This is a genomic window from Mycobacterium sp. (genome assembly GCF_965277065.1).
Lineage (GTDB): Bacteria > Actinomycetota > Actinomycetes > Mycobacteriales > Mycobacteriaceae > Mycobacterium.
On sequence record NZ_CBDIBT010000018.1, the window covers coordinates 1 to 23,762 of the forward strand.

Below are 23,762 nucleotides of genomic sequence, written 5' to 3' on the forward strand. Positions count from 1 at the left end.
TCGACCCGACCGCCTTCGTCGCCCCCACCGCGACCCTGATCGGCGATGTGACGGTCGAGGCGGGCGCGTCGGTGTGGTTCAACACCGTGCTGCGCGCCGACTACGGGCCGGTGATCGTGCGTGAAGGCGCTAACGTGCAGGACGGATCGGTGCTGCATTCCCCGCCCGGCATCCCGGTCGACATCGGTCCCGGAGCGACCGTAGCGCACATGTGCATCATCCATGGCGCCCACATCGGGGCCGAGGCATTGATCGCCAACCACGCCACCGTGCTCGACGGTGCGGCGATCGGCGCGCGCAGCCTGGTCGCGGCGGGCGCGCTGGTGACCGGAGGAACCAAGATCCCGGCCGAGGTGCTGGTGGTCGGGGCGCCGGCCACCATCAAGGGGCCGATCGCGGGTACCGGTGCCGAGATGTGGGTGAAGGTGAACCCGAAGGCTTACCAGGAACTCGCTCAGCGTTATCTGACCGGGCTGCAACCGATTTAGAGCCTGCGCGCGCTCGCAGTGGCCTGGTCGACTTCCCAGTAGGCGCGCAACGCCAGCAGCTTGCCGTCGTTGTCGGCCTTGTAGGTGAACACCCCTTCGGCGGTGACCTGGTGTCCTGCCGCGGTGATCAGGATATGGCCGACGTTGGCTTCTTCGTTGCCGCACTGATAGGTGTCACGGAAGACGAACTCGATCTTGTCGGTCGGTGCGATCGCCTTGTCCCAGAACGCCGAGATGGCGTCACTGCCCCGATGGCCTTTGCCCTCGGGGTCGAAGTGCGAAGGGCCGATTGGGTCTTCGACGATGGCGTCATCGGCGAACACCGCCAGCCAAGCGTCTTTGTCTCGGGCGCCCACCGCGTCGCGGGATCGCTTGCCGGCCAGGTGCGCCGGTGTTTCAGTAGCCATCAGTCCTGCCATCCCGAATGAATGTAGTTGTCGGCGAAGCGCTTCAGCGAGTCCTTCTTCTTGTCGATCGGCGCGTCGGTCCCGAGGCCGTCCAGAATCCACGGGATGGTGATGTAGTCGGTGACCCCTACCTCGGCGAGCTCTCGATGGCCATCCACGCCGAACTTGTCGATGCACACCGCTTGGATCTCGAAAGGAAGTTCCGCGCGGCCGTTTTCGGCGCGCAGCGCGTCGAGCTTGCCAATGGTTTCCGCGAGCTCCGCGTGCGTCATCATCGCACTGGTCCAACCGTCACCGACCCGAGCAGCTCGGCGCAGCGCGACATCGGTGTGGCCGCCCACGTAGAACGGCACCGGTTCAGTGGGCGCCGGGCTCATCTGCAGGCGGTCGAAATCATAGAAGTCGCCGTGGAATTCGACCATCCCGCCGTTGAGCACGAGCTTGATGATCTCGATCATCTCGTCGACCCGCTTGCCGCGTTTGGCGTAGGGCACCCCACACCATTCGAACTCTTCTGGAGCCCAACCGATCCCGACGCCGAATCCGAAGCGGTTGTTGGTCAGGTTAGCCACCGAGCCCACCTGGCGGGCCAATAGCAGCGGGTTGCGCGAACCCAGCTTCATCACGTTCGTGTAGAACCGCAGCTTGGACGTAACAGCGCCCATCGCACCCGCCAGGATCAGCGGGTCGACCCAGGGCGACTCCTCGTCGAACATCCGCTTACCATCGGCGGTGTAGGGGTAGTCGACGGACTGCTTCTCGAAATAGAAGATCGAGTCCGGCAGCGCGATCGAGTCGAACCCAACGTCCTCTGCGGTCTTGGCCAGTTCGGTCAGCTGGTCGATCTGGCCGAACGCGATGCTGCAGGTGTATTTCACGGTTTGTCAGCTCCTACGACCCACATCGAGTAGTACTGCGAGCCACCGCCGTAGGCGTGTCCAAGTGCTTTGCGCGCGTTGGCAACCTGGTGATCGCCCGCCTTGCCCATCACCTGAATCGCCGCTTCGGCGAACCGGATCAGGCCCGACGCACCGATCGGGTTCGACGACAGCACCCCGCCGGACATGTTGAGCGGGATGCGGCCGCCGATCTTGGTTTCGCCCGCTTCGGTGAGCTTCCAGCCCTCGCCCTCGGCCGCGAACCCGAGGTTCTCCAACCACATCGGTTCGAACCACGAGAACGGCACATACACCTCGGCGCAGTCGATCTCGTCGATCGGGCTGGTGATGCCCGCGGCTTTCCACAGTGCCTTCGCGGCGTCGCGGCCGGCCTGCGGGTTGACCTGGTCGCGACCGGAGTAGGCCAGCGGTTCGGTGCGCAACGCGGTGGCGTGGATCCATGCCACCGGATGACCGTCGACGACCCGCTGATCGGCGACGGCCTCGCTACCGATCACCACCGCGCACGCGCCGTCGGACGACGGGCAGGTCTCGTCGAAACGGATGGGGTCCCAGAGCATCTGCGAGGCCATCACCTTGTCCAGCGTGATGTCGGGCTGGTGCAGATGCGCCAACGGGTTCTTTGCGCCGTTCAGCCGGTCCTTGACCGCGACCATGGCGCCGATGTGCGTTGGGGCGCCCGAACGACGGATGTACGCGCGTACGTGCGGCGCGAAATAGCCACCCGCGCCGGCACCCACCGGCTTGGTGAACGGCACCGGAATGCTCAACGCCCACATAGCATTCGACTCGGACTGCTTCTCCCACGCCATCGCCAGAACGCGCTGGTATTTACCAGACTTCACCAGGCTGGCCGCCACCACACCGGTGGAGCCACCCACCGAGCCCGCGGTGTGCACCCGGATCAGCGGTTTGTTGGTCGCGCCCACGGCGTCAGCCATGAACAGTTCGGGCATCATCACGCCCTCGAAAAAGTCCGGCGCTTTGCCGACGACAACCGCGTCGATATCGGTCATCGTCAACCCGGAGTCGGCCAACGCCTTATCGATCGCTTCCCGAACCAGACCGTTCATCGAAACGTCCTGGCGCTTGGCGACATATTTCGTCTGGCCGGTGCCGAGCACCGCGGCAAGCTGCTCACTCATTGGTGCCACTTCTCCTGCCTCTTTCTGATCGCACTGCTCTGTTTGTCGTCGGCGCGGCCATTGTTATTTCCCTTCCAGCACGGCGACGAGATTCTGCTGCAACACCGGACCGCCGGTCGCGTGTGCGAGCACCCGGCCTGCCGAACCGTCGAAAATGTGTTGTGCCGCAAAGCCGATGCGCTCCAACCCTGCGGAGAACATCGGGTTGGCGGCCAGTGCGCCGCCCGACGGGTTGATCTTCGTCGACGACGGCAGGCCGATGGCCTCGGTCAAGATCAGCTGCTGATGGGTGAACGGTGCGTAGAGCTCGGCGATTTCGATGGAGCCGGCGTCTCCGCCCGTCGCGGCCTTGGCCGATGCCTCCGTCGACGGTGACGTGGTCAAGTCGCGGGCGCCGAGGATCGGGGTCTCGATCCGATGCTCGATGCCGGTGATCCACGCGGGATTCGGGCGCAGCTCGCGAGCCTTGTCGCCGGCGGCCAGCACGATCGCGGCGGCGCCGTCGGTGATCGGCGCAATGTCATGGCGCCGAAGCGGATCCGCGAAGAACGGCCGATCCAACAACTCGTCGATGCTGTTGGCCGGCTTCTCCAAGTCGGTGCGCCCGGCAGCCGCGAACGAGTCCAGCGCCACCTGCGCCATCTGCCCGGCCGTCCACTTGCCGGCGTCCAAGCCGAAGCGGGCCTGCAGCCCGGCCATCGACACCGCGTCCGGCCACAGCGGCGCGACGGTGTACGGGTCGGTCTGCAGTGCGAGCACCCGGCGCAGCGTGCCCGCCGAAGACTTGCCGAAGCCGTAGACCAGCGCGGTGTCGACCTCACCGGTCAGCAGCTTGATGTATGCCTCGTACAGCGCCCACGCCGCGTCCATCTCGACGTGCGACTCGTTGATCGGTGGTACCGCCCCGATCGAGTCGATCGCCGAGATGAACGAGAATGCGCGTCCGGCAAGGTAATCCGACGAGCCGGAGCACCAGAAGCCGATGTCGGTCTGCTTGAGGCCGAGGTCTTGGTACAGGGACTGAAAACACGGCATCAGCATTTCGACGCCGTTGGTGGTGCCGTCGGTACGACGCACATGCGGCGCATGGGCGAATCCGACGACAGCTACATCGCGAAAAGTCACGGCTATCCCTTTACAGGTGGTGTTTGTAGGTGTCGTAGTCGGCGTCGGGTTCGCTGGTCGGCTTGAAGTACTCGATGTTGTCGATGCCCAGGCCCCATTCCTCGCGAGGCTTCCACACCGCCTCCACCCGCATGCCCATCCGCGCCTCGGTCGCGTCGATCTCCTGAATCAGGTGCAGGAACGCGATATCCGCGCCGTCGAGCAGCACGTAGGCCGCGACGTAAGGCGGCTTGATGCGTTGGCCGGCGAACGGGATGTTGATGATCGCGAACGTCGTCACGGTGCCCTTGTCCGGCAATTCGATGAAGCTGTCGAGTTCCAGGCCGGTCGCCGGGTCGGCTTCCTTCGGCGGGAAGTACACCTTTCCGCTGTCCCCGGTGCGGGCACCGAGCAGCTTGCCCTCTTCCAGGCCACGCAGGAACGCTGTCTCGGGAAGTGAAGCGGTGTGCTGGATTTCGATCATGCTGGGTGTCACCTGGACCGTCACCGGCTCGCGGTCGTCGGTCGTGTCGGACACCGGCTCGGCCTGGTCACCCAGCGCGAAGTAAGCGATGTCGGTGATCGCACCGGCCGGCTCGTCGACCCAGTGCACGTGCACCCGCGTACCGCTGCTGATCGCATCGGCGGATCCAGCGTCCACTGCATGCAGTAGCGGGACGTCTGCGCCGTCGAGTTTGATCAGCGCCCAAGCGAACGGGCGGTCCAAAGGTTGTCCCTCGAGCGGTTCGGGCTGCAAGGTCCAGGACAGCACGGTCCCGACGCTCTCGACCGGCACGATCTCGGTAAGACGTTCGTAGGTCACCGGGTCGAATTCGGCGGGCGGCACGTAGACCCGGCCATCCGAGCCTCGGGCGCCGACGATCCGTCGTTCGCGCAGGGCGGTGAAGAACTGACTGAGGGTGGGGCCGACTGAACGGGTGTAGTCGAAGGACAGCTTCAGAGGCGCCGAGAGCGGCTTCTGATGGGGATCGATCTGCACCGGGCTGCTTTGGCTGGTGGTCACAGTGTCGAGTAGAACAGGTTCTAAGAATGGATTCAAGATAGGGTCGAGACCTGCAGGGAAGGTAGCGCGCATGAAGCTCGGACTCCAGCTGGGATATTGGGGCGCTCAGCCGCCCGACAACCACGCCGAACTCGTGGCGGCGGCCGAGGACGCGGGCTTCGACGCGGTGTTCACCGCCGAAGCGTGGGGGTCGGACGCCTACACACCGCTGGCCTGGTGGGGCTCGTCGACGCACCGGCTGCGGCTGGGTACGTCCGTCGTGCAGCTGTCCGCGCGCACGCCGACCGCCTGCGCGATGGCGGCGCTGACCCTCGATCACCTCAGCGGTGGCCGGCACATTCTCGGGCTCGGCGTGTCGGGTCCGCAGGTGGTGGAGGGCTGGTACGGCCAGGCGTTTCCCAAGCCGCTGGCACGGACCCGCGAATACGTCGACATCATCCGGCAAGTGTGGGCCCGCGACAAGCCGGTGACGAGCGACGGCCCGCACTATCCGTTGCCGTTGAAGAGTGACCGCGCAACCGGTCTGGGCAAACCGCTCAAGCCGATCACCCATCCGCTGCGCTCCGACATCCCGATCATGCTGGGCGCCGAGGGGCCGAAGAACGTGGCGTTGGCCGCCGAGATCTGCGACGGCTGGCTGCCGATTTTCTACACGCCCCGGATGGCCGACACGTACAACGACTGGCTGGACGAGGGGTTCGCCCGCCCGGGTGCGCGCCGCAGCCGCGAGGACTTCGAGATCTGCGCGACGGCCAACATCGTCATCACCGAGGACCGCTCCGCCGCGTTCGCCGCGATGAAGCCCTACATTGCGCTGTACATGGGCGGTATGGGCGCCGAGGACACCAATTTCCACGCCGACGTGTACCGCCGGATGGGCTACGCCGAGGTGGTCGACGAGGTCACCGCGCTGTTCCGCAGTAACCAGAAGGATAAGGCCGCCGAGATCATCCCCGATGAGGTCATCGACGACGCGGCGATCGTCGGCGACATCGACTACGTGCGTAAGCAGATCAAGGCCTGGGAGGCTTCCGGCGTCACCATGATGGTGGTGTCCGGCCGCAGTACAGAGCAGGTCCAGGAGTTGGCCAGCCTAGTCTGACCCGGTTGTTGCGGTCGGTTAGAACACGTTCTAGCGTGGCGATCGCAAGCTCGGCGACGCCGGGCGAAGCGGGTCGCCACGAGATAGGAGCCCGGATGACGGTATGCGGCCGGTCAGCTGATGGCGTGTGCGTCGCCGAACGTCATCTCGACGTGGCCGACCGCTCCGGACACCATCGCGCGTCTCGGCAGGCCGAGCGACGCCAGCTCCTTTGCGTAAGGGTGATCGCCGAGGCGCAGCGTCGCTCCGCCGGGCCGCCCGCGTACCCCGCGGATACGCATCTCCCACGGAACCTCGCGCGTGGTGCCGTCGGCGTAGGTGTAGGTCTTGAGCACCTGCGGTCGCGATGTGAACAGCGAGGGCACCGGCAGTCCACGGCCGAAGTCGATGCCGGCGATGTGCTGTCCGCCGGCGCTCACGTCAAATCCGAATCCGTTGCTTTCGCGAACAGTGAAGTCCGCCATGATCTTTGGGAAACCCCAAATCGCGCGGCCGGCCTCCAGCGTGAAGGCTTGATCCACCGGCAGATGGTGGATGAACGCCGCGGCGTCGCCGAGCGCCTTGAGGCCCTTGGCATCCGAACCGGGCGGGTTGACCATCACCGCGGTACCGAATTCGTGGTACTGCCCCAGATCCCCGTCGACGTAGCGGACCAGCATCAGGTTCACCACCGCGCGTCCGGGGCGGTGCTGGCAGACCTGCAGACCGCTGTAGTCGACAAGCCGCTGCGCCGCGGCGGCATCAACCGAGAACATCGCGGTGTGAACATTCGCCTCGCGAATCCGCACTGGCATGGTGAGCACGGTTCCGGCAATGGTGTGCTGAGAATCAGGCATGCCGGTCACTGTAATCCGCTAAAAATTGGGCCGAGTACATAACTGGAGGCTAGGTACATGACCGCAACGATTCCGGACACGATTCTGGACATCGACCTGACGGACGGCAACTTCTATGCCGACCGGCAGACATCACGCGAGGCCTATCGCTGGATGCGCGCCAACCAACCGGTGTTCCGCGACCGCAACGGGCTGGCAGCCGCCACCACCTACCAGGCGATCATCGATGCCGAGCGCAATCCTGAGTTGTTTTCCAACACCGGCGGCATCCGGCCTGAGCAGCCCGGTATGCCGTACATGATCGACATGGACGACCCGTCACATCTGCTGCGCCGCAAGCTGGTCAACGCCGGCTTCACCCGTAAGCGGGTGACGGAGAAGGAGCCGTCGATCGGCCGGCTGTGCGACGCGCTGATCGACGCGGTCTGCGAGCGAGGTGAGTGCGACTTCGTCCGCGACATCGCCGCCCCGTTGCCGATGGCGGTGATCGGCGACATGCTCGGCGTGCTGCCCGAGGAGCGCGGCATGCTGCTGAAGTGGTCCGACGATCTGGTCACCGGGCTGAGCTCGCATATCGACCCGACGGGCCCGGAGGCTCTGGCGGTGATGAATGCCTTTGCGACGTATACCGAATTCACTTTTGCCATCATCGCGAAGCGTCGCGCCGAGCCCACCGACGACCTGTTCTCCATCCTGGTCAACTCCGAAGTCGAGGGACAGCGGATGTCCGACGACGAGATCGTGATGGAGACCCTGCTGATCCTCATCGGCGGCGACGAGACCACCCGGCACACGTTGTCCGGCGGCACCGAGCAGTTGGTGCGTCACCGCGACCAGTGGGACGCGCTGGTGTCCGACCGGACGCTTTTGCCCGGGGCGATCGAGGAGATGCTGCGCTGGACGTCGCCGGTGAAGAACATGTGCCGAACGTTGACCGTCGACAACGATTTTCACGGAACCGAGCTGCGCGAGGGCGAGAAGATCATGCTGCTGTTCGAGTCGGCGAACTTCGACGAGAAGCAGTTCGAGACTCCCGAGCAATTCGACATCCGGCGAGACCCTAACGGCCACGTCGCCTTTGGCTTCGGCACCCATTTTTGTCTGGGAAACCAGTTGGCTCGCATGGAATTGCGGCTGATGACCGATCGGGTTCTCGAACGGTTGCCCGATCTGAGGCTGGCCGACGGTGGCGACGTATTGCCTTTGCGCCCAGCCAACTTCGTCAGCGGCCTGGAGTCGATGCCGATGGTGTTCACCCCGACCGTGCCGGTCGCGAGCTAAGCCTGGGCGCCGAACGTGCACTCATGGTGAGGAATTGGATAAAAATCCGCCCTCTGCGCACGCTCGACGATCCCATGCGGTTCGGACTCGCGCGTTGACGCCGCCCTCTGTGTCTTCGGCGGTAACGCGGACGATGACCCAGCCGAGATCGGTCAACGTCTCCAGTCGCGTGATGTCTTTGTTGAATTGTCGTCGATTGGTGCGGTGGTGGTCCCCTTCGTACTCGACCGCGAGTTTCATTTCCTCCCAGCCCATGTCGAGAACCGCGACCAGTTGGCCGTATTCGTCGCGGACCGGGATCTGGGTCTGTGGAGCGGGGAAGCCTGCACGGATGAGCAGTAGTCGCAACCAGGTTTCGCGGGGCGACTCGGCCCCGGCGTCAACGAGGCTAAGTGCCCGGCGTGCCCGTCGGATCCCGCGGCGACCTCGGTAGCGCTCGGCGAGCAACTCGATGTCGGCCATCTTCAAATGTGTTGCACGAGACAGTGCGTCAAGAGCGGCAATCGCAGATCCGATGGGATAGCGACAGGCGATATCGAGTGCGGTTCGGGCCGGAGTTGTAAGCCGCATCTCGCCGAGTATTTGAATCTCATCTTCGTCTAGGCGATCAGACCAGGTTCGGATGTCTTTCGGCGGGCGCCGGTAGTCGTAGAGCAAGTCGGCCGGTGCCCGACCGTCGACCCACCTGGAGCCGTGCAGCGCCGAGGCCGAGCGTCCGGCGATGACTCCGCGTCGCTTTGACCATAGCCAGGCGGCGCGGGCACGCGTTTGGGCGGAGAGTTCGGTGGCGCGCGATATGTATACGTCGGGATGAAGGGCGGCGAAGTTGGCTCGCAATTTATGGCGCGTGAGTCGACCGGACGCCAGCGCTTCACTGCCCAGGAACGGATCCAGCATGATGGCAGTTTGCCGCCAGGCTCCGACATATCGCTCATCGTGTACAGAGGGCGGAAAAATCCGTGAAATACCGCCCCTGAATGCACGCTCGGCGCGAAACAAAAGGCTAGCGGTTTTTGAACTGCGGGGCGCGCTTCTCCTTGAAGGCCAATGGACCTTCCTTGGCGTCCTCGGACAAGAAGACACCGATGCCGAGCTTGGTGTCGATCTTGAACGCGTCGTTCTCGTGCAAGCCCTCGGTCTCGCGGATGGAGCGCAGGATCGCCTGCACGGCAAGCGGTCCGTTGTTGACGATCACGTCGGCGACCTCGAGCGCCTTTTCCAGCGCGGTCCCATCGGGCACGACGTAGCCGATGAGCCCGTACGACAGCGCCTCGGCGGCGGTGATGTGCCGTCCGGTCAGCAGCAGATCGGCGGCGATCGTGTACGGGATCTGGCGCACGAGTCGCACCGCCGAGCCGCCCATCGGATACAGGCTCCACTTGGCTTCGGAGATGCCGAACTTGGCACTTTCGCCGGCGATGCGGATGTCGGTGCCCTGCAGGATCTCGGTGCCGCCCGCGATGGCCGGCCCTTCGACCGCCGCGATCAGCGGCTTGGTCAGCCGCCGCCCCTTGAGTAGCGCGTCGATGCGCGACGGGTCGTAGCTGCCGTCGGAGAACGAGTCGCCCGGCGGTTTCGCGGTCGCGGCCTTGAGGTCCATGCCCGCGCAGAAGTAGCCCCCGGCACCGGTCAGGATGCAGCAGCGGATGTCGGGATCGGTGTCGACGCGGTCCCAGGCCTCGACCATGATCGAGAGCATCTCGGTGGAAAGTGCATTACGGGCTTCAGGTCGGTTCAGCGTCAAGATCAAAGTGTGTCCGCGCTGCTCAATGAGGGCATCGGGCTTGTTTTCGGAGTCGCTCACCAGTGATCGCCTTCCTGCGCGCCGGCCTGAAACTTGTCAGGAAATGTAACACGTTCTAATTTAGGTCCGTGGCCCTGAATATTGCCGATCTGGCGGAGCACGCCATCGATGCTGTCCCTGACCGGGTAGCCCTGATCTGCGGTGGGGAGCAACTGACCTACGCCCAGCTCGAAGGGAAGGCCAACCGCCTCGCGCACTACCTGCAGGAGCAGGGGGTACGCAAGGACGACAAGGTCGGCCTCTACTGCCGCAACCGCATCGAGATCGTCATCGCGATGGTGGGCATCGTCAAGGCGGGCGCGATCCTGGTCAACATCAACTACCGCTACGTCGAGGGCGAACTGCGCTACCTGTTCGAGAACTCCGACATGGTCGCGCTGGTGCACGAGCGGCAGTACTCCGAGCGCGTCGCCAACGTGCTCCCTGACACCCCCAACGTGAAGACCATCCTGGTGATCGACGACGGCTCCGACGTCCCCGACTCTGCCTACCAGAGCTACGGCGGCGTCGAGTTCTACGCCGCGGCCGCTGACAGCTCACCCGAGCGAGACTTCGGTCCCCGCAGCGCCGACGACATCTACCTGCTGTACACCGGCGGCACCACCGGATTCCCCAAGGGCGTGATGTGGCGCCACGAGGACATCTACCGGGTGCTGTTCGGTGGAACCGACTTCGCCACAGGCGAATTCATCAAAGACGAGTACGACCTGGCCAAGGGCGCCGCGGCCAACCCGCCGATGGTCCGCCACCCGATTCCGCCGATGATCCACGGCGCCACCCAGTCGGCCACCTGGATGTCCCTCTTCTCGGGCCAAACCACCGTTCTCGCACCGGAATTCAACGCCGACGAGGTCTGGCGCACGATCCACGACCACAAGGTGAACCTGCTGTTCTTCACCGGCGATGCGATGGCCCGGCCGCTGCTGGATGCGCTGCTGGCACACCAGGACAAGGGGAACGAGTACGACCTGTCGTCGCTGTTCCTGCTCGCCTCCACCGCGGCGCTGTTCTCGCCGAGCATAAAGGAGAAGTTCCTCGAGTTGCTGCCCAACCGGGTCATCACCGACTCGATCGGCTCCTCGGAGACCGGCTTCGGCGGCACCAGCATCGTCGCCAAGGACGCGCCGCACGCCGGCGGCCCGCGGGTGACGATCGACCACCGGACCGTCGTGCTCGACGACGACGGCAACGAGGTCAAGCCGGGCTCCGGAGTCCGCGGCTTCATCGCCAAGAAGGGCAACATTCCCGTCGGCTACTACAAGGACGACGAAAAAACCCGGCAGACCTTCCGAGTTTTCAACGGCGTCCGGTATGCCATCCCCGGCGACTGGGCAACGGTCGAGGAGGACGGCAGCGTGACGATGCTGGGTCGTGGCTCGGTGTCGATCAACAGCGGCGGCGAGAAGATCTACCCCGAGGAAGTCGAGGCCGCTCTGAAGGGCCATCCCGACGTCTTCGACGCCCTGGTCGTCGGCGTGCCCGATCCCCGCTACGGCCAGCATGTGGCCGCCGTCGTGCAGGCCCGGCCCGGAGCGCGGCCGTCGCTGTCCGATCTGGACAGCTTCGTGCGTGCCGAGATCGCGGGATACAAAGTGCCGCGCAGCCTTTGGCTGGTCGACGAGGTGAAGCGCTCGCCGGCCGGCAAACCCGACTACCGGTGGGCCAAGGAGCAGACGGAGGCCCGACCGGCCGACGACGTCCACGCCGCCCACGCCACCGCTTGACCGACTTCGTCAAGCGCAGCGCCGGAGCACCGGCAGGTTTCTTCGAGTGCGAAGCCGCTGGACTGCAATGGCTTTCGGCCGCAGAAGGCGGCGTACCCTGCGTGCCGGTCGTGTCGGTGGATGCGACTAGCCTGACGCTGCACCGGCTCGAGTCGGTGGCTCCGGGCCAGGACGCTGCCCGACAGTTCGGCGGGCGGCTGGCCGTCACGCACGACACCGGGGCTAAAGGCTTCGGGGCCGGCCCCGACGGATGGGACGGACCGGGATTCTTCGGCCCGCTGACCGACCCCCTGCCGATGTCGCTGGAGCCGCAACGACTTTGGGGTACGTTCTACGCTGATCAGCGGCTGGCGCCGATGGCAGAGAGGGCGGCGCCGCGTCTGAGCGCGTCCACACGAGACGCCGTCGATGCGGTCGCGCAGCGATGCCGGGCGGGCGACTACGACGACGATGATGCGCCGGCCCGGCTGCACGGCGATTTGTGGGGCGGCAACGTGATGTGGACCCCCGACGGCGTGGTGCTCATCGACCCGGCCGCCCACGGTGGTCACCGCGAGAACGACCTGGCCATGCTCGCGTTGTTCGGCTGCCCGCACTACGACGACATCATTGCCGGCTACCAGGGCGTACACCCGCTGCGGCCGGGCTGGCGCGCACGCATCGGGTTGCACCAGCTTTTCGCCTTGCTCGCGCACGTGGTGCTGTTCGGCGGCGGTCACGCGCAGCGGACGCAGATCTGCGCCCAGGCCGCGCTGTCAATCTGACCGGCTCTACAGTCGAAGCGTGAACGGTGCACAGGCTCTGATCAATACGCTGGTCGACTCCGGGGTGGACGTGTGCTTCGCCAACCCCGGCACGTCGGAGATGCACTTCGTCGCGGCGCTGGACGCGGTTCCGCAAATGCGCGGCGTGCTGGGTCTTTTCGAAGGTGTTGCCACCGGAGCCGCCGACGGGTACGCCCGTATCGCCGACCGCCCGGCCGCGGTACTGCTGCACCTGGGTCCCGGGCTCGGCAATGGTCTGGCCAATCTGCACAACGCCCGTCGCGCGCGGGTGCCGATGGTGGTCGTCGTCGGAGACCACGCCACCTATCACAAGAAGTACGACGCGCCCTTGGAATCCGACATCGACGCGCTGGCCGGCAGCGTCTCGGGCTGGGTGCACCGCTCGAGCAGCACCGCCGACGTGGCCACCGACGCGGCGCAGGCGGTTGCGGTCAGCCGGGCGGGAGCGCAGATCGCGACGCTGATCTTGCCCGCCGACGTGTCCTGGTCCGACGGAGCGCAGGCCGCGGCCGAGTTACCGGCACAAACCTCGAGCGCCAACCCGATGCTGGCACCCGAGGTCGCGGAGGTGCTGCGCTCGGGCGAGCCAACCGTAATCATGGTCGGCGGTGACGCGACCCGGCGTCCGGGCCTTGCCGCGGCGTCGCGGATTGCGCAAGCCACCGGTGCACGTCTGCTGTGCGAGACGTTCCCGACGCGTCTGGAGCGCGGTGCCGGTGTCCCCGCCATCGACCGGCTCGCGTACTTCGGTGAGGCCGCGCTGGCTCAGCTCGACGGGGCCAAGCATCTGGTGCTGGCCGGGGCCAAGTCGCCGGTGTCGTTCTTCGGCTATCCCGACAAGCCCAGCGACCTGGTGCCCGCCGGCTGCGAGGTACATGTGCTCGCCGAATACACTGGTGCGGCAGACGCATTGACCGCGTTGGCCGACGAAATGGCGCCGGGAAGCACGGCGCCGGTCGCAGAGTTGTCGCGCCCGCAGCTGCCGACCGGCGTGCTGACGGCTGTGTCGGTGGCCGAGGCGGTCGGTGCGCTGATGCCGGAGAACGTGATCGTCGTCGACGAATCCAACACGTCCAGCATTCCGCTGACCGCGGCGACCGCGGGTGCGCCCGCGCACGACTGGCTGACCCTGACCGGCGGTGCGATCGGCTACGGAATCCCGGCGGCAGTAGGAGCCGCGGTCGCCGCGCCCGAGCGGCCGGTGCTGAACCTGGAATCCGATGGCTCGGCAATGTATACGATTTCGGGACTGTGGACGCAGGCCCGGGAGAACCTCGACGTCACCACCGTCATCTACAACAACGGTGCCTACGACATTCTGCGACTGGAGCTGCAGCGGGTGGGAGTCGGATCGGCACCCGGCCCGAAAGCGCTCGACCTCCTCGACTTGTCCCGCCCGACAATGGATTTCGTCAAGATAGCTGAAGGCATGGGAGTCCCGGCGCGCCGGGCGACCACCGTCGAGGAATTCACCGATGCGCTACGCGCGGCGTTCGCCGAGTCCGGCCCGCATCTGATCGATGCCGTCGTGCCGTCAATACTCGGTTAATGCCTCGTCGACGACCCAATCGGCCAGCGAGTTCATCGCCTCAACGCCGGCCTGGTATCCGCCGTCACGGACTTCGGCCGCCAGAGCTACACCGACCGTGCCGGATACGATCGCGAACTGCCGGACCAGATACTCATCTGAGAGGCCCGGCCCCCAACCGCCTTTTGCGGCAAGACCTTTCGCCGCCAACCCCCACTGATGGTCGACAGTCAGCGCCCCCATCAGATCGATGACGGGTGATGACCCAGGAACGAGCGACAGTCCGGCGGCGAACCTGGCCTGGTCGGCGAGCGACCAGCGCGTCTGACCGAACGGCGTGTATTCGGAACGCAGGCGCCCTGATTCGACGACGCTGACCGGATCGCCGGCTTCGCGCAGCACGGATTGCACGAGCGCCGCCGCGGGATCGCCGAGGTGTGACCAGAGGTCCTCGGCGGCGGCATTGTCCGAGCGGGTGATCGCCGCGATCAGTTGATCCGAACGGGCGACACCGGCCCGCAAGGCGGCAACGGCCAGCGGCACCTTGATCGTGGACCAGGCCACGCCGACGGACCACTCGCCCAACGAGACCGGCTCGGCACCGGCGGAAGCGATTGCGACGCCGACCTTCCCGGGCAGCATCTGCGATAGTTCGTCGAAGCTTTTCTTCACGATGATCAGCGCGGGATGGACAGCACTGGATCGTCGCAGTCCAGGCCCTCGGCCGAGAGCTGCCTCTTGAGGACCTTGAACGTTGCCGTTCGCGGCAGGCTCGAGCTGACTCGGACGTACGACGGCCACTGCTTCGGGCCGAGGTCGGGCTGTTCGGCGAGGAACGCGCGGAACGTGTCCGGGTCGAACTCGGCGTCGGAGCCGAGCACCACTGCAGCCATCACCTGGTCGCCGACCGCCGGATCGGGCACCGCGTACACAGCCACCTCGGTGACGTCGGGATGACGGGCCAGCACCCGCTCGATCGGCGCGGTTCCCAGGTTTTCACCGTCGACCCGTAGCCAGTCCCCGAGCCGACCGGAGAAGTAGGCGTAGCCGGCCCCATCGCGGTAAGCGAGATCGCCGCTGTGATACATGCCGCCCGCCATCCGCTGCGCGTTGGACTCGGGATCGTTGTAGTAACCCTCGAAACGTCCTGCGCCGGTGACATTTACCAGCTCGCCGACGACGCCGACCGGGCACTGCTGCCCGGTGTCGACGTCGATGATCTGGACCTCGTCGGGCAGCGGGCCCAATGCTCCCGACGGCGTGTCCGGCGTGCGTCCGATGGCGATCCCGCCTTCGGTCGAGCCGAAGCCGTCAATGACCCGGCAGCCGAATCTGGCGGCGAAACGATCGATGTCAGCGGGTGCGCCTTCGTTGCCGTACACCGCCCGCAACGGATTGTCGGCGTCGTCCGCACGCTCGGGTGTGGCGAGGACGTAGGACAGCGGCTTGCCCACGTAGTTGGCATAGGTGGCGCCGTAACGGCGGATGTCCGGTAGAAATCCAGATGCGGAGAACTTACGGCGCAACACCAGTGAGCCACGGCAGGCCAGCGAAACTGCCCAGCCGACCAGAACCGCGTTGGAGTGGAACAGCGGCATCGAGGCGTAACAGACGTCGGCCGGGCCGAGGCTGAACCGGTCGGACATCGTCACCCCGGCGACCGCCACCTTCCCGTGGCTGCACATCACCGCCTTGGGGTTACCGCTGGTGCCCGAGGTGAAGATCAGCATGAACAGGTCGTCGGGCGACGCCGACCGGAAAAGGATGTCGGCGTCACGATGTCCGGCGACCTCGGCAGCCCACTTGGGGGAGTCCACGTTGATGTGTTTGACATCGCCCAGTGTGTCTGCGGACTTCGAATCGGCCAGCACCAGTTGGCAATCCGAGTGCTCGATGTCGCGGCTCAGCGCGTCGCCCCGGCGAACCGGGTTGAGCCCTACCGGGATGATCCCCGTCATCCCCGCGGCGACCAATACCGAGGAGAAGAACGGTGTGTTCTCCAGCAGCACCCCGACGTGCGGTGGCCGAGCCGGGTCCAGGTGCGCCCGTAGCGTCGCGGCCACTGCCGCGCCGTGCCGGAGATGGTCGCGCCAGCTGACGTACGAGTCCTCGAAGTAAACGCCCCGGTCGTCGATATCGACCAGCGGAGCAAGCAGATCGGCGACTGTGGGAAGAGGGGCCACAGCTAGGCGGGGGTGTCCGCCAGTTCGCGGCCGATCTTCAACAGCTGGCTGGTGGCGCCGCCCAGCGCGAACTCGGTTTGCTTGGCCGCCAGGAAGTACCGGTGCACCGGGTGATCGGTGTCGATACCGACGCCGCCGTGGATGTGAACGATGGTGTGCGCCACACGGTGTCCGGCGTCGGCCGCCCAGAACGCGGCGGTGGCCACTTCGGTGTCGGCGGGAAGGTCCTCGCCGAGCCGCCACGCCGCCTGGGTCAGGGTCAGGCGCAGGCCTTTGACGTCGATGTAAGCGTCGGCCAGCCGTTGCCCGACCGCCTGGAAACTGCCGATCGGCCGGTCGAACTGCTCACGCTCCCGGGCGTATTCGGCCGTCAACTGCAGGCCGCGCTCGAGGACGCCGAGTTGGAATGCGCTGTGGCTCAGCACACCCAGGGTCTTGATCCAGCTGACGACATCGGCGCCACCGACGACACGTCCGCTGTCCACTTCGACACCGTCCAGCCGGAGGTGCCCGACGCTACCCAAGCCGGTGGTGTCCAGCGCGGTGACCGTCACTCCCGGGTCGCTGCTTGCGACCAGGAAAACCGAAGTGCCGGAATCGGTTTCGGCCGGAACAAGGAAGCCGTCGGCGACCGGCCCGTACGCGATCTGGGTGCGTGTTCCGGTCAGCTTGTAGCCGTCGCCGGCCGACGTAGCCTGAACCGGCCCGTCGCCCATTTCACCGTCCAGTGCAACGGCGAGGATCTTGGCGCCGGTCACCGCGGGGACGCCCCACTCCTGCTGCAGTTCGGCCGGGCCGAATCGGGCCAGCGCGCCGGCAGCCAGCACCACCGAGTCCAGATACGGGACGGCCGCCAGCTGGCGGCCGAGGCCCACCAGCACGGCGACTTCTTCGAGTAGGCCGAATCCGCCTCCGCCCAACGACTCCGGAGCGGCGGTGGACAGGATGTCAGCATCGCCGAGCTTGCTCCACAGCTCGCGGTCGAACCGCTGATCGAGCCCGTCGAGCGTGCGTTGATGCTCGGGGGTGCACACCGCGTCGACAATCGTGGTGACCAGTCCGCCCAGATCCTGTGCGGCTTCGGTTGTCGAGAAGTCCATGGGTTCTCCTCCAATTCGTTAGCGGTTGGCTCGGGGCAGGCCGAGCGCCACCATGCCGATGATGTCGCGTTGCACCTCGTTCGTGCCGCCGCCGAAGGTCAGGATCAGGCACGCCCGGTGCATCCGCTCGACCCGTCCGCGCAGCAGCGCACCGGGCGAATCCTGGCGCACGGTCGCCGCGGTGCCCAGCACCTCCATCAGCAGCCGGTAGGCCTCGGTGGCCAACTCGGTGCCGAACACCTTGGCCGCCGACGCGTCCGCGGGTGACGGTGCTGATTCCACCGAGGCCAACTCCCAGTTGATCAGCTTGAGGACTTCGACCTTCGCGTGCACGCGGGCCAGGTTGAGCTGGACCCATTCCGAGTCGATCAGCCGGGCGCCGCCAGCGTCCTTGGTGTTCTGTGCCCAGTCACGAACCTGGTTGAGCGCCATGACGATCGGCATCGGCGACACCAGCGCGACCCGCTCGTGGTTGAGCTGGTTGGTGACCAGCTTCCAGCCGGCATTCTCTTCGCCGACCCGGTTCGCGACCGGGACACGGACGTCCTGGTAGTAGGTGGCGCTGGTGTCCACACCCGACATCGTGTGTACCGGCGTCCACGAGAATCCTTCGGCACTCGTCGGCATGATCAGCATCGAGATACCGCGGTGCTTCTTGGCTTCGGGGTTGGTGCGGACCGCCAGCCAGACGTAGTCGGCGTAGGCGATCAGGCTGGTCCACATCTTCTGGCCGTTGACCACGTAGTCGTCGCCGTCGCGCACCGCGCTGGTCCGCAGGTTGGCCAGGTCGGTGCCGGCGCCGGGCTCGGAGTAGCCGATCGAGAAGTGTAATTCCCCCGCAGCAATGCGCGGCAGGAACAACTTCTTCTGCTCTTCGGTGCCGAAGGACATGATGGTCGGCGCGACGCTGTTGATCGTCAGGAACGGCACCGGCGCGCCGGCGATCGCGGCCTCGTCGGTGAAGATCAGCGAGTCCATCGGGGAGCGATCCTGGCCGCCATACTCCTTGGGCCAGTTCAGGGTCAGCCACCCGTCCTTGCCCATCTGGGCGACGGTCTCGCGGTAGACATTGCCTTCGCCGACCTCACCTGACGTCGAGCTCAGCGCCTCGCGACGCTCCGGGGTAATGAGCTTGGTGAAGTACGACCGCAGCTCGCGACGCAGTTCTTCCTGCTCCGGGGTGTAACTGATGCGCATTCCGGCTGCCCTCCAATAGTCAGTGAGTTCTCCGGCAGCCTGCATCAACGGCTACCCTTTCGCTTCCCTGGTTGTAACACGTTCTAGTCTGAGGGTCCAGCGACCGTTCCCCTGGACGCGACCGGGACTGGTCGTAAGGTGGGCATACCGTTGGAAAGCCATAGTCCAGGCTTGCGTCAAAGGAGGAAAGTCGTGCGGGTGAAAGTCGACCACGACCGGTGTGAGGGCAACGCGGTGTGCTTGGGAATCGCGCCGGATATCTTCGACCTCGACGACGAGGATTACGCAGTTGTGAAGGCCGACCCAGTGCCCGCCGATCAGGAGGCATTGACGGAGCAGGCGATCGCGGAATGCCCGCGAGCAGCGCTACTGCGCAGCGAATAACACCGACTAGAGGTATTCATAAATTGACGGGGTCTAATGGGCCGGCTTCTCCTCAGACCGCTGCGCGGTCTGCGTCGTCGCCAGCCAGCAGCATGAACGCGACCGATCTATCCGGGAAGGTCGCGGTGGTCACCGGCGCTGCCGCGGGACTGGGCCGCGCCGAGGCGATCGGCTTGGCCCGCGCAGGCGCGACCGTCGTCGTCAACGACATCGCCGCCGCGCTGGACGTCTCTGACGTGATCGACGAGATCACCACGGCCGGCTCCAAAGCCGCGGCGGTCGCGGGCGACATCAGTCAGCGCGAGACAGCCGACGAACTGGTCAGCACCGCCGACGGATTGGGCGGACTGGGCATCGTGGTCAACAACGCCGGGATCACCCGCGACCGGATGCTGTTCAACATGTCCGACGAGGAGTGGGACGCGGTGATCGCCGTGCACCTGCGCGGCCACTTCTTGTTGACCCGCAATGCCGCGACGTACTGGCGGTCCAAGGCCAAAGATTCCGGCGGCTCGATCTACGGACGTATCATCAACACCTCGTCGGAAGCGGGATTGACCGGTCCCATCGGGCAGGCCAACTACGGTGCGGCCAAAGCCGGAATCATCTCGCTGACCCTGACGGCCGCCCGAGGCCTCGGGCGGTATGGAGTGTGCGCCAACGCAATCGCCCCCCGGGCCCGGACCGCAATGACCGCTGAGGTTTTCGGCGAAGCGCCGCCTGGCGGCGAGATCGACCCGCTCTCACCCGACCATGTCGTAACCCTGGTGAACTTTTTGGCGTCGCCGGCGGCCAAGGACGTCAACGGCCAAGTGTTCGTCGTGTACGGCCCGCAGGTGACGCTGATGGCGGCGCCCACGATCGAGCGTCAGTTCGACGCCGGTGCGCAGGCATGGGATCCCAGCAACCTCAGCGACGAACTCAGCGAATATTTTGCCGGCCGTGATCCGAAACGCACCTTTTCGGCGGTCGGATTGGTGGACTGATCGACCGGGCCGCAAGCTGGCGCAAGACCCTCGGAAGCGGGTTCAAAGCCGACTAGAACACGTTTCAGATCAATTCAGCTGTTTGACGGATGTCCTACCGACAGCGCATCGAGGAATGACTTGGCCCACCGGTCGACATCATGGACCAAAACCTGACGCCGCAGGGCCCGCATACGGCGCCGCCCCTCAGCTTCAGGCTGGTTGAGCGCTGCCTCGATCGCGTCTTTGACACCTTCGAGGTCGTGCGGGTTGACCAGGTAGGCCTGCATGAGTTCGGCTGCGGCACCGGTGAATTCGCTGAGCACCAACGCACCGCCGAGATCGCTGCGGCACGCGACGTATTCCTTGGCCACCAGATTCATTCCGTCCCGCAGCGGGGTCACCAGCATCACGTCGCTGGCCACATAGAACGAGATCAGCTCGTCGCGAGGTACCGGGCGGTGCAGGTAGTGCACCACCGGGCGGCCGACCTCGCCGTATTCACCATTGATGTGGCCGACCTGGCGCTCGATCTCTTCGCGCAGCTTTTGGTAACTCTCGACCCGTTCGCGGCTCGGGGTGGCTAGCTGGACCAGCACGGTGTCTTCGGCCTTGACGCGGCCTTCGGCGAGCAGTTCGGCGAGCGCGTTGAGCCGCACGTCGATGCCTTTGGTGTAGTCCAGCCGGTCGACGCCGAGCAGGACCTTGCGCGGATTGCCGATCTCGGCGCGGATTTCCTTCGCCCGCCCGCGGATGCTGCGGCCGCGCGCCTTCTGGTCGAGCTCGGTCGAGTCGATGGAGATCGGGAACGCACCCACCCGCACCGTGCGATCGTCGAGCTGCACCTCACCCAACCGCGACCGCACCCCGACCGAACCCCGCGAGGTGCTCGCGCCGATCAAACGGCGGGCCAGGATAAGGAAGTTCTGCGCGCCGCCGGCCAGGTGGAAGCCGACCAAGTCCGCGCCCAACAGGCCCTTGACGATCTCGCTGCGCCACGGCATCTGCATGAACAGCTCGACGGGCGGAAACGGGATATGCAGGAAAAATCCGATCGTCAGATCGGGCCGAAGTTCGCGCAGCATCGCGGGTACCAGTTGCAGCTGATAATCCTGCACCCAGACGATCGCGCCCTTGGCCGCAGCGCGTGCCGCCGCTTCGGCGAACCTGCGGTTGACGTCGACGTACCGGTCCCACCACTCCCGGTGGTAGATCGGCTTGACGATGACGTCGTGGTAAAGCGGCCACAGCGCGGCGTTGGAGAAGCCTTCGTAATACTCTTCGACGTCGTCGGCCGACAGCCGCACGGGGTGTAGCCGGAGGTCCTGGTCATCAATGGGCTCGTCGGCCACATCGACGTCGTCTTCGACGACCCCGGGCCACCCGATCCAGGCGCCGCGACGCCGGCGCAGTAGCGGCTCCAGTGCCGTGACCAGACCGCCCGGGCTGCGTTTCCAGTTCGTGGCGCCGTCGGGTAATCGCTCCATGTCGATCGGCAGCCGATTGGCGACGACGACGAAGTCGGACACCCCGGAGGGAGGGCTCTTTGAACTCTTGCCTCCCGCGCGGGGCATTTACACCTCGATCTTCGCAGGTCCGATACCAAGCATCGACAGGAACACGCGACACTCGTCGGCGTCTTCGGCATAGGCCGCTACGACACGCCGAGCCTGGCTGGCGGTGTCGTCGGCCAACGGCTCAACGTCATCGATTTCATGGGTGTCAGATTTGGCGGGCATGAGATAACTGTAGGCGAAGTGCGTAAACAGTCGTATGGGGTGCCGCAACCCCGCGGCATATGCGTTACGGCCTAATCGTAAAGTGTAACTTCCCTAGGTGATCAGGCACAGCACGATCAGGCACAGCAGCATCAGGCACAGCCAAGGCGAATGAGGTGGCCAATGTCAGTCCCCGACGAGTTGGTGGCTTACGAAACGCTCGACGAGGGCCGGATCGCCCGGATCTGGCTGAACCGCCCCGAGGCGCACAACGCCCAGAGTCGCGGTTTGCTGGTGCAACTCGATGAAGCGTTCCTGCGCGCCGAGGCCGACGACGCCGTCCGGGTGGTGATCCTGGGGGCCCGCGGTAAGAACTTCTCCGCCGGCCACGACCTCGGCTCGGAGCTGGCGCTGGCGGAGCGGGCTCCGGGCGACAAGCAGCTGCCGAGCTTTCGGACCAATGGCGGCACGCGCGAAGCCGTGATGGAGAAGGTCTATCTCCAGGAGTGGCACTACTTCTTCCAGAACACCTGCCGCTGGCGTGATCTGCGCAAGATCACCATCGCCCAGGTGCAGGGCAACGCCATCTCCGCGGCTCTGATGCTGATCTGGGCGTGCGATTTGATCGTCGCCGCCGACAACGCGAAGTTCAGCGACGTGGTCGGTGTGCGGATGGGCATGCCGGGCGTCGAATACTACGCGCACCCTTGGGAATTCGGCCCACGCAAAGCCAAAGAGTTGCTGCTGACCGGTGACTCCCTGGACGCCGACGAGGCCTACCGGCTCGGCATGGTGACGAAGGTGTTCCCGGCCGACGACTTGGCGGACAAGACGCTGGAATTCGCCCGCCGGATCGCCGAGCGACCGACCATGGCGGCGCTGTTGATCAAGGATTCGGTGAATGCTGCCACGGAGGCGATGGGCTTCACCGAAGCGTTGCGGCACGCCTTCCACATCCATGAGTTGGGCCACGCGCACTGGGCCGCGCACAACGAGAACCGGTACCCGGTCGGGCTGCCGCCGGACGTCGAGGATTGGCGCAACCCGACGCCGACGAAGGTCGCCCGCAAGGACACTCCCTAGTCGCCGTAGTTAGGCTGACCAGCGCATGGTTCGATAGCTAGAACCTGTTTCAGTTTCGGTACTTGAACTACCAAGGGATCGGCATGCAGCTTTCGTTCGAAGACCGGACATACCTGGTTACCGGTGGTGGCAGCGGCATCGGAAAGGGGGTTGCCGCCGGCCTGGTCGCTTCGGGTGCCTCGGTCATGATCGTCGGCCGCAATGCCGACCGGCTCGCGGCGGCTGTCGAGGAAATCGACGCGGTCAAGGCGGGCGGCGGCGCAATTCGCTACGAGCCCGCCGACGTCACCAACGAAGACGAGGTCACCCGCGCAGTCGAGGCCGCGACGGCGTGGCACGGTCGGCTGCACGGCGTAGTGCACTGCGCCGGCGGATCTGAGACCATCGGGCCGATCACTCAGATCGACTCGCAGCTGTGGCGTCGTGCCGTCGACCTCAACGTCAACGGCAGCATGTACGTGCTTAAGCACTCCGCCCGCGAGATGGTGCGCGGTGGAGGCGGGTCGTTCGTCGGCATCTCCTCGATCGCGGCCAGCAATACCCATCGCTGGTTTGGCGCTTATGGCGTGAGCAAGTCGGCGCTCGACCACCTGATGCAGTTGGCTGCCGACGAACTCGGAGCGTCGTGGGTCCGGGTCAACAGTGTCCGCCCGGGCCTGATCCGCACGGAACTGGTCGCGCCGGTACTGGAATCGCCGGAATTGAGCGAGGATTACCGGCTCTGCACCCCACTGCCGCGGCCCGGCGAGGTCGACGATGTCGCCAAACTCGCGATGTTCCTGCTCAGCGATGCCGCCAGTTACGTTACCGGTCAGGTCATCAACGTCGACGGTGGTCTCATGCTGCGCCGCGGCCCGGACTTCAGCGCGATGCTCGAACCGGCGTTCGGCGCCGACGGCCTGCGCGGAGTCGTCTGACCTCAGATCTCTCAAACCTGTCCACTGACCGGGACGGCGTCGCTTCGTCGGGCCGAGGCCGGTTCACCATGGGAGTCGCAGCCTAGGA

Annotated in this window: 24 protein-coding genes; 10 read left to right on the forward strand and 14 right to left on the reverse strand. The window is 65.7% G+C overall.

Annotated features, from left to right (window positions below):
* On the forward strand, positions 1 to 488 hold a 488-nt coding region (locus ACQY5A_RS11350; protein WP_428340488.1), incomplete at its 5' end, for a gamma carbonic anhydrase family protein.
* Here the strand turns inward: ACQY5A_RS11350 and ACQY5A_RS11355 are convergent.
* The 5 genes from ACQY5A_RS11355 to ACQY5A_RS11375 form a co-directional block, all read right to left on the reverse strand.
* Positions 485 to 895, reverse strand: a complete 411-nt coding sequence (locus ACQY5A_RS11355; protein WP_428340489.1) for a nuclear transport factor 2 family protein — start codon at positions 893 to 895, stop codon at positions 485 to 487. The genes ACQY5A_RS11350 and ACQY5A_RS11355 overlap by 4 nt on opposite strands.
* A complete protein-coding gene (locus tag ACQY5A_RS11360) occupies positions 895 to 1,773 on the reverse strand; it encodes a TIGR03619 family F420-dependent LLM class oxidoreductase (protein WP_428340490.1) in 879 nt (292 codons plus the stop codon). Before ACQY5A_RS11360 ends, ACQY5A_RS11355 begins: the two co-directional genes overlap by 1 nt.
* A complete protein-coding gene (locus tag ACQY5A_RS11365; protein ID WP_428340491.1) occupies positions 1,770 to 2,939 on the reverse strand; it encodes a thiolase domain-containing protein in 1,170 nt (389 codons plus the stop codon). Before ACQY5A_RS11365 ends, ACQY5A_RS11360 begins: the two co-directional genes overlap by 4 nt.
* Positions 2,940 to 3,002: 63 nt before the next feature.
* On the reverse strand, positions 3,003 to 4,064 hold the full coding sequence (locus ACQY5A_RS11370) for a thiolase domain-containing protein (protein WP_428340492.1): 1,062 nt from the start codon (positions 4,062 to 4,064) through the stop codon (positions 3,003 to 3,005).
* 10 nt (positions 4,065 to 4,074) lie between these two features.
* On the reverse strand, positions 4,075 to 5,067 hold the full coding sequence (locus tag ACQY5A_RS11375) for a Zn-ribbon domain-containing OB-fold protein (RefSeq protein WP_428340493.1): 993 nt from the start codon (positions 5,065 to 5,067) through the stop codon (positions 4,075 to 4,077).
* Between the two features lie 70 nt (positions 5,068 to 5,137).
* Here ACQY5A_RS11375 and ACQY5A_RS11380 point away from each other — a divergent pair, with 70 nt between their 5' ends.
* Positions 5,138 to 6,169, forward strand: coding sequence for an LLM class F420-dependent oxidoreductase (locus ACQY5A_RS11380; protein WP_428340494.1), 1,032 nt, complete (start codon positions 5,138 to 5,140; stop codon positions 6,167 to 6,169).
* A gap of 113 nt (positions 6,170 to 6,282) precedes the next feature.
* Here the strand turns inward: ACQY5A_RS11380 and ACQY5A_RS11385 are convergent, their stop codons facing one another.
* Positions 6,283 to 7,005, reverse strand: coding sequence for an acetoacetate decarboxylase family protein (locus ACQY5A_RS11385; protein WP_428340495.1), 723 nt, complete (start codon positions 7,003 to 7,005; stop codon positions 6,283 to 6,285).
* A 57-nt stretch (positions 7,006 to 7,062) separates the two neighbouring features.
* Here ACQY5A_RS11385 and ACQY5A_RS11390 point away from each other — a divergent pair, with 57 nt between their 5' ends.
* On the forward strand, positions 7,063 to 8,286 hold the full coding sequence (locus ACQY5A_RS11390; RefSeq protein ID WP_428340496.1) for a cytochrome P450: 1,224 nt from the start codon (positions 7,063 to 7,065) through the stop codon (positions 8,284 to 8,286).
* Positions 8,287 to 8,307: 21 nt separating this feature from the next.
* Here the strand turns inward: ACQY5A_RS11390 and ACQY5A_RS11395 are convergent, their stop codons facing one another.
* Together ACQY5A_RS11395 and ACQY5A_RS11400 are read right to left on the reverse strand one after the other, a co-directional pair.
* The gene (locus ACQY5A_RS11395; protein WP_428340497.1) at positions 8,308 to 9,183 is read right to left on the reverse strand and encodes a hypothetical protein; all 876 of its coding nucleotides are present in this window, start codon (positions 9,181 to 9,183) and stop codon (positions 8,308 to 8,310) included.
* Positions 9,184 to 9,289: 106 nt separating this feature from the next.
* Complete coding sequence (locus tag ACQY5A_RS11400; RefSeq protein ID WP_428340498.1) at positions 9,290 to 10,090, reverse strand: crotonase/enoyl-CoA hydratase family protein; 801 nt, start codon at positions 10,088 to 10,090, stop codon at positions 9,290 to 9,292.
* A 68-nt stretch (positions 10,091 to 10,158) separates the two neighbouring features.
* Here ACQY5A_RS11400 and ACQY5A_RS11405 point away from each other — a divergent pair, with 68 nt between their 5' ends.
* Genes ACQY5A_RS11405 through ACQY5A_RS11415 form a run of 3 tightly spaced genes read left to right on the forward strand, consistent with a single transcriptional unit; the run spans position 10,159 to position 14,148 of the window.
* Positions 10,159 to 11,814, forward strand: coding sequence for an acyl-CoA synthetase (locus ACQY5A_RS11405; RefSeq protein ID WP_428340499.1), 1,656 nt, complete (start codon positions 10,159 to 10,161; stop codon positions 11,812 to 11,814).
* Entirely contained in the window at positions 11,811 to 12,578 is a 768-nt protein-coding gene (locus ACQY5A_RS11410; RefSeq protein WP_428340500.1) for a fructosamine kinase family protein, read from the forward strand. Before ACQY5A_RS11405 ends, ACQY5A_RS11410 begins: the two co-directional genes overlap by 4 nt.
* 19 nt (positions 12,579 to 12,597) lie before the next feature.
* Positions 12,598 to 14,148, forward strand: coding sequence for an acetolactate synthase large subunit (locus ACQY5A_RS11415; protein ID WP_428340501.1), 1,551 nt, complete (start codon positions 12,598 to 12,600; stop codon positions 14,146 to 14,148).
* Here the strand turns inward: ACQY5A_RS11415 and ACQY5A_RS11420 are convergent.
* The 4 genes from ACQY5A_RS11420 to ACQY5A_RS11435 are packed head-to-tail and all read right to left on the reverse strand — an operon-like array spanning position 14,134 to position 18,607.
* A complete protein-coding gene (locus ACQY5A_RS11420; RefSeq protein ID WP_428341478.1) occupies positions 14,134 to 14,769 on the reverse strand; it encodes a hypothetical protein in 636 nt (211 codons plus the stop codon). The genes ACQY5A_RS11415 and ACQY5A_RS11420 overlap by 15 nt on opposite strands.
* Before the next feature lie 35 nt (positions 14,770 to 14,804).
* Entirely contained in the window at positions 14,805 to 16,310 is a 1,506-nt protein-coding gene (fadD17, locus tag ACQY5A_RS11425; RefSeq protein WP_428340502.1) for a long-chain-fatty-acid--CoA ligase FadD17, read from the reverse strand.
* Positions 16,311 to 16,312: 2 nt separating this feature from the next.
* Positions 16,313 to 17,410: an acyl-CoA dehydrogenase family protein gene (locus ACQY5A_RS11430; protein WP_428340503.1), complete on the reverse strand. Its 1,098-nt coding sequence runs from the start codon at positions 17,408 to 17,410 to the stop codon at positions 16,313 to 16,315.
* 18 nt (positions 17,411 to 17,428) lie between these two features.
* Positions 17,429 to 18,607 (reverse strand): acyl-CoA dehydrogenase family protein, encoded by a 1,179-nt coding sequence (locus tag ACQY5A_RS11435; protein WP_428340504.1) that lies wholly within the window; start codon positions 18,605 to 18,607, stop codon positions 17,429 to 17,431.
* Between the two features lie 192 nt (positions 18,608 to 18,799).
* Between ACQY5A_RS11435 and ACQY5A_RS11440 the strand changes: the two genes are divergently transcribed.
* Together ACQY5A_RS11440 and ACQY5A_RS11445 are read left to right on the forward strand one after the other, a co-directional pair.
* Positions 18,800 to 18,991, forward strand: a complete 192-nt coding sequence (locus ACQY5A_RS11440) for a ferredoxin (protein WP_292980529.1) — start codon at positions 18,800 to 18,802, stop codon at positions 18,989 to 18,991.
* 92 nt (positions 18,992 to 19,083) lie between these two features.
* On the forward strand, positions 19,084 to 19,977 hold the full coding sequence (locus tag ACQY5A_RS11445) for a 3-oxoacyl-ACP reductase (protein ID WP_428340505.1): 894 nt from the start codon (positions 19,084 to 19,086) through the stop codon (positions 19,975 to 19,977).
* A 74-nt stretch (positions 19,978 to 20,051) separates the two neighbouring features.
* On the opposite strand, the gene ACQY5A_RS11450 is transcribed toward ACQY5A_RS11445, so the two are convergent.
* Together ACQY5A_RS11450 and ACQY5A_RS11455 are read right to left on the reverse strand one after the other, a co-directional pair.
* A complete protein-coding gene (locus tag ACQY5A_RS11450) occupies positions 20,052 to 21,530 on the reverse strand; it encodes an alpha,alpha-trehalose-phosphate synthase (UDP-forming) (protein WP_428340506.1) in 1,479 nt (492 codons plus the stop codon).
* Positions 21,531 to 21,695 (reverse strand): hypothetical protein, encoded by a 165-nt coding sequence (locus ACQY5A_RS11455; RefSeq protein WP_428340507.1) that lies wholly within the window; start codon positions 21,693 to 21,695, stop codon positions 21,531 to 21,533.
* A 162-nt stretch (positions 21,696 to 21,857) separates the two neighbouring features.
* Here ACQY5A_RS11455 and ACQY5A_RS11460 point away from each other — a divergent pair, with 162 nt between their 5' ends.
* Entirely contained in the window at positions 21,858 to 22,757 is a 900-nt protein-coding gene (locus tag ACQY5A_RS11460; RefSeq protein ID WP_428340508.1) for an enoyl-CoA hydratase, read from the forward strand.
* An 83-nt stretch (positions 22,758 to 22,840) separates the two neighbouring features.
* Positions 22,841 to 23,674 (forward strand): SDR family oxidoreductase, encoded by an 834-nt coding sequence (locus ACQY5A_RS11465; protein ID WP_428340509.1) that lies wholly within the window; start codon positions 22,841 to 22,843, stop codon positions 23,672 to 23,674.
* The last annotated feature ends 88 nt before the right edge of the window (positions 23,675 to 23,762 follow it).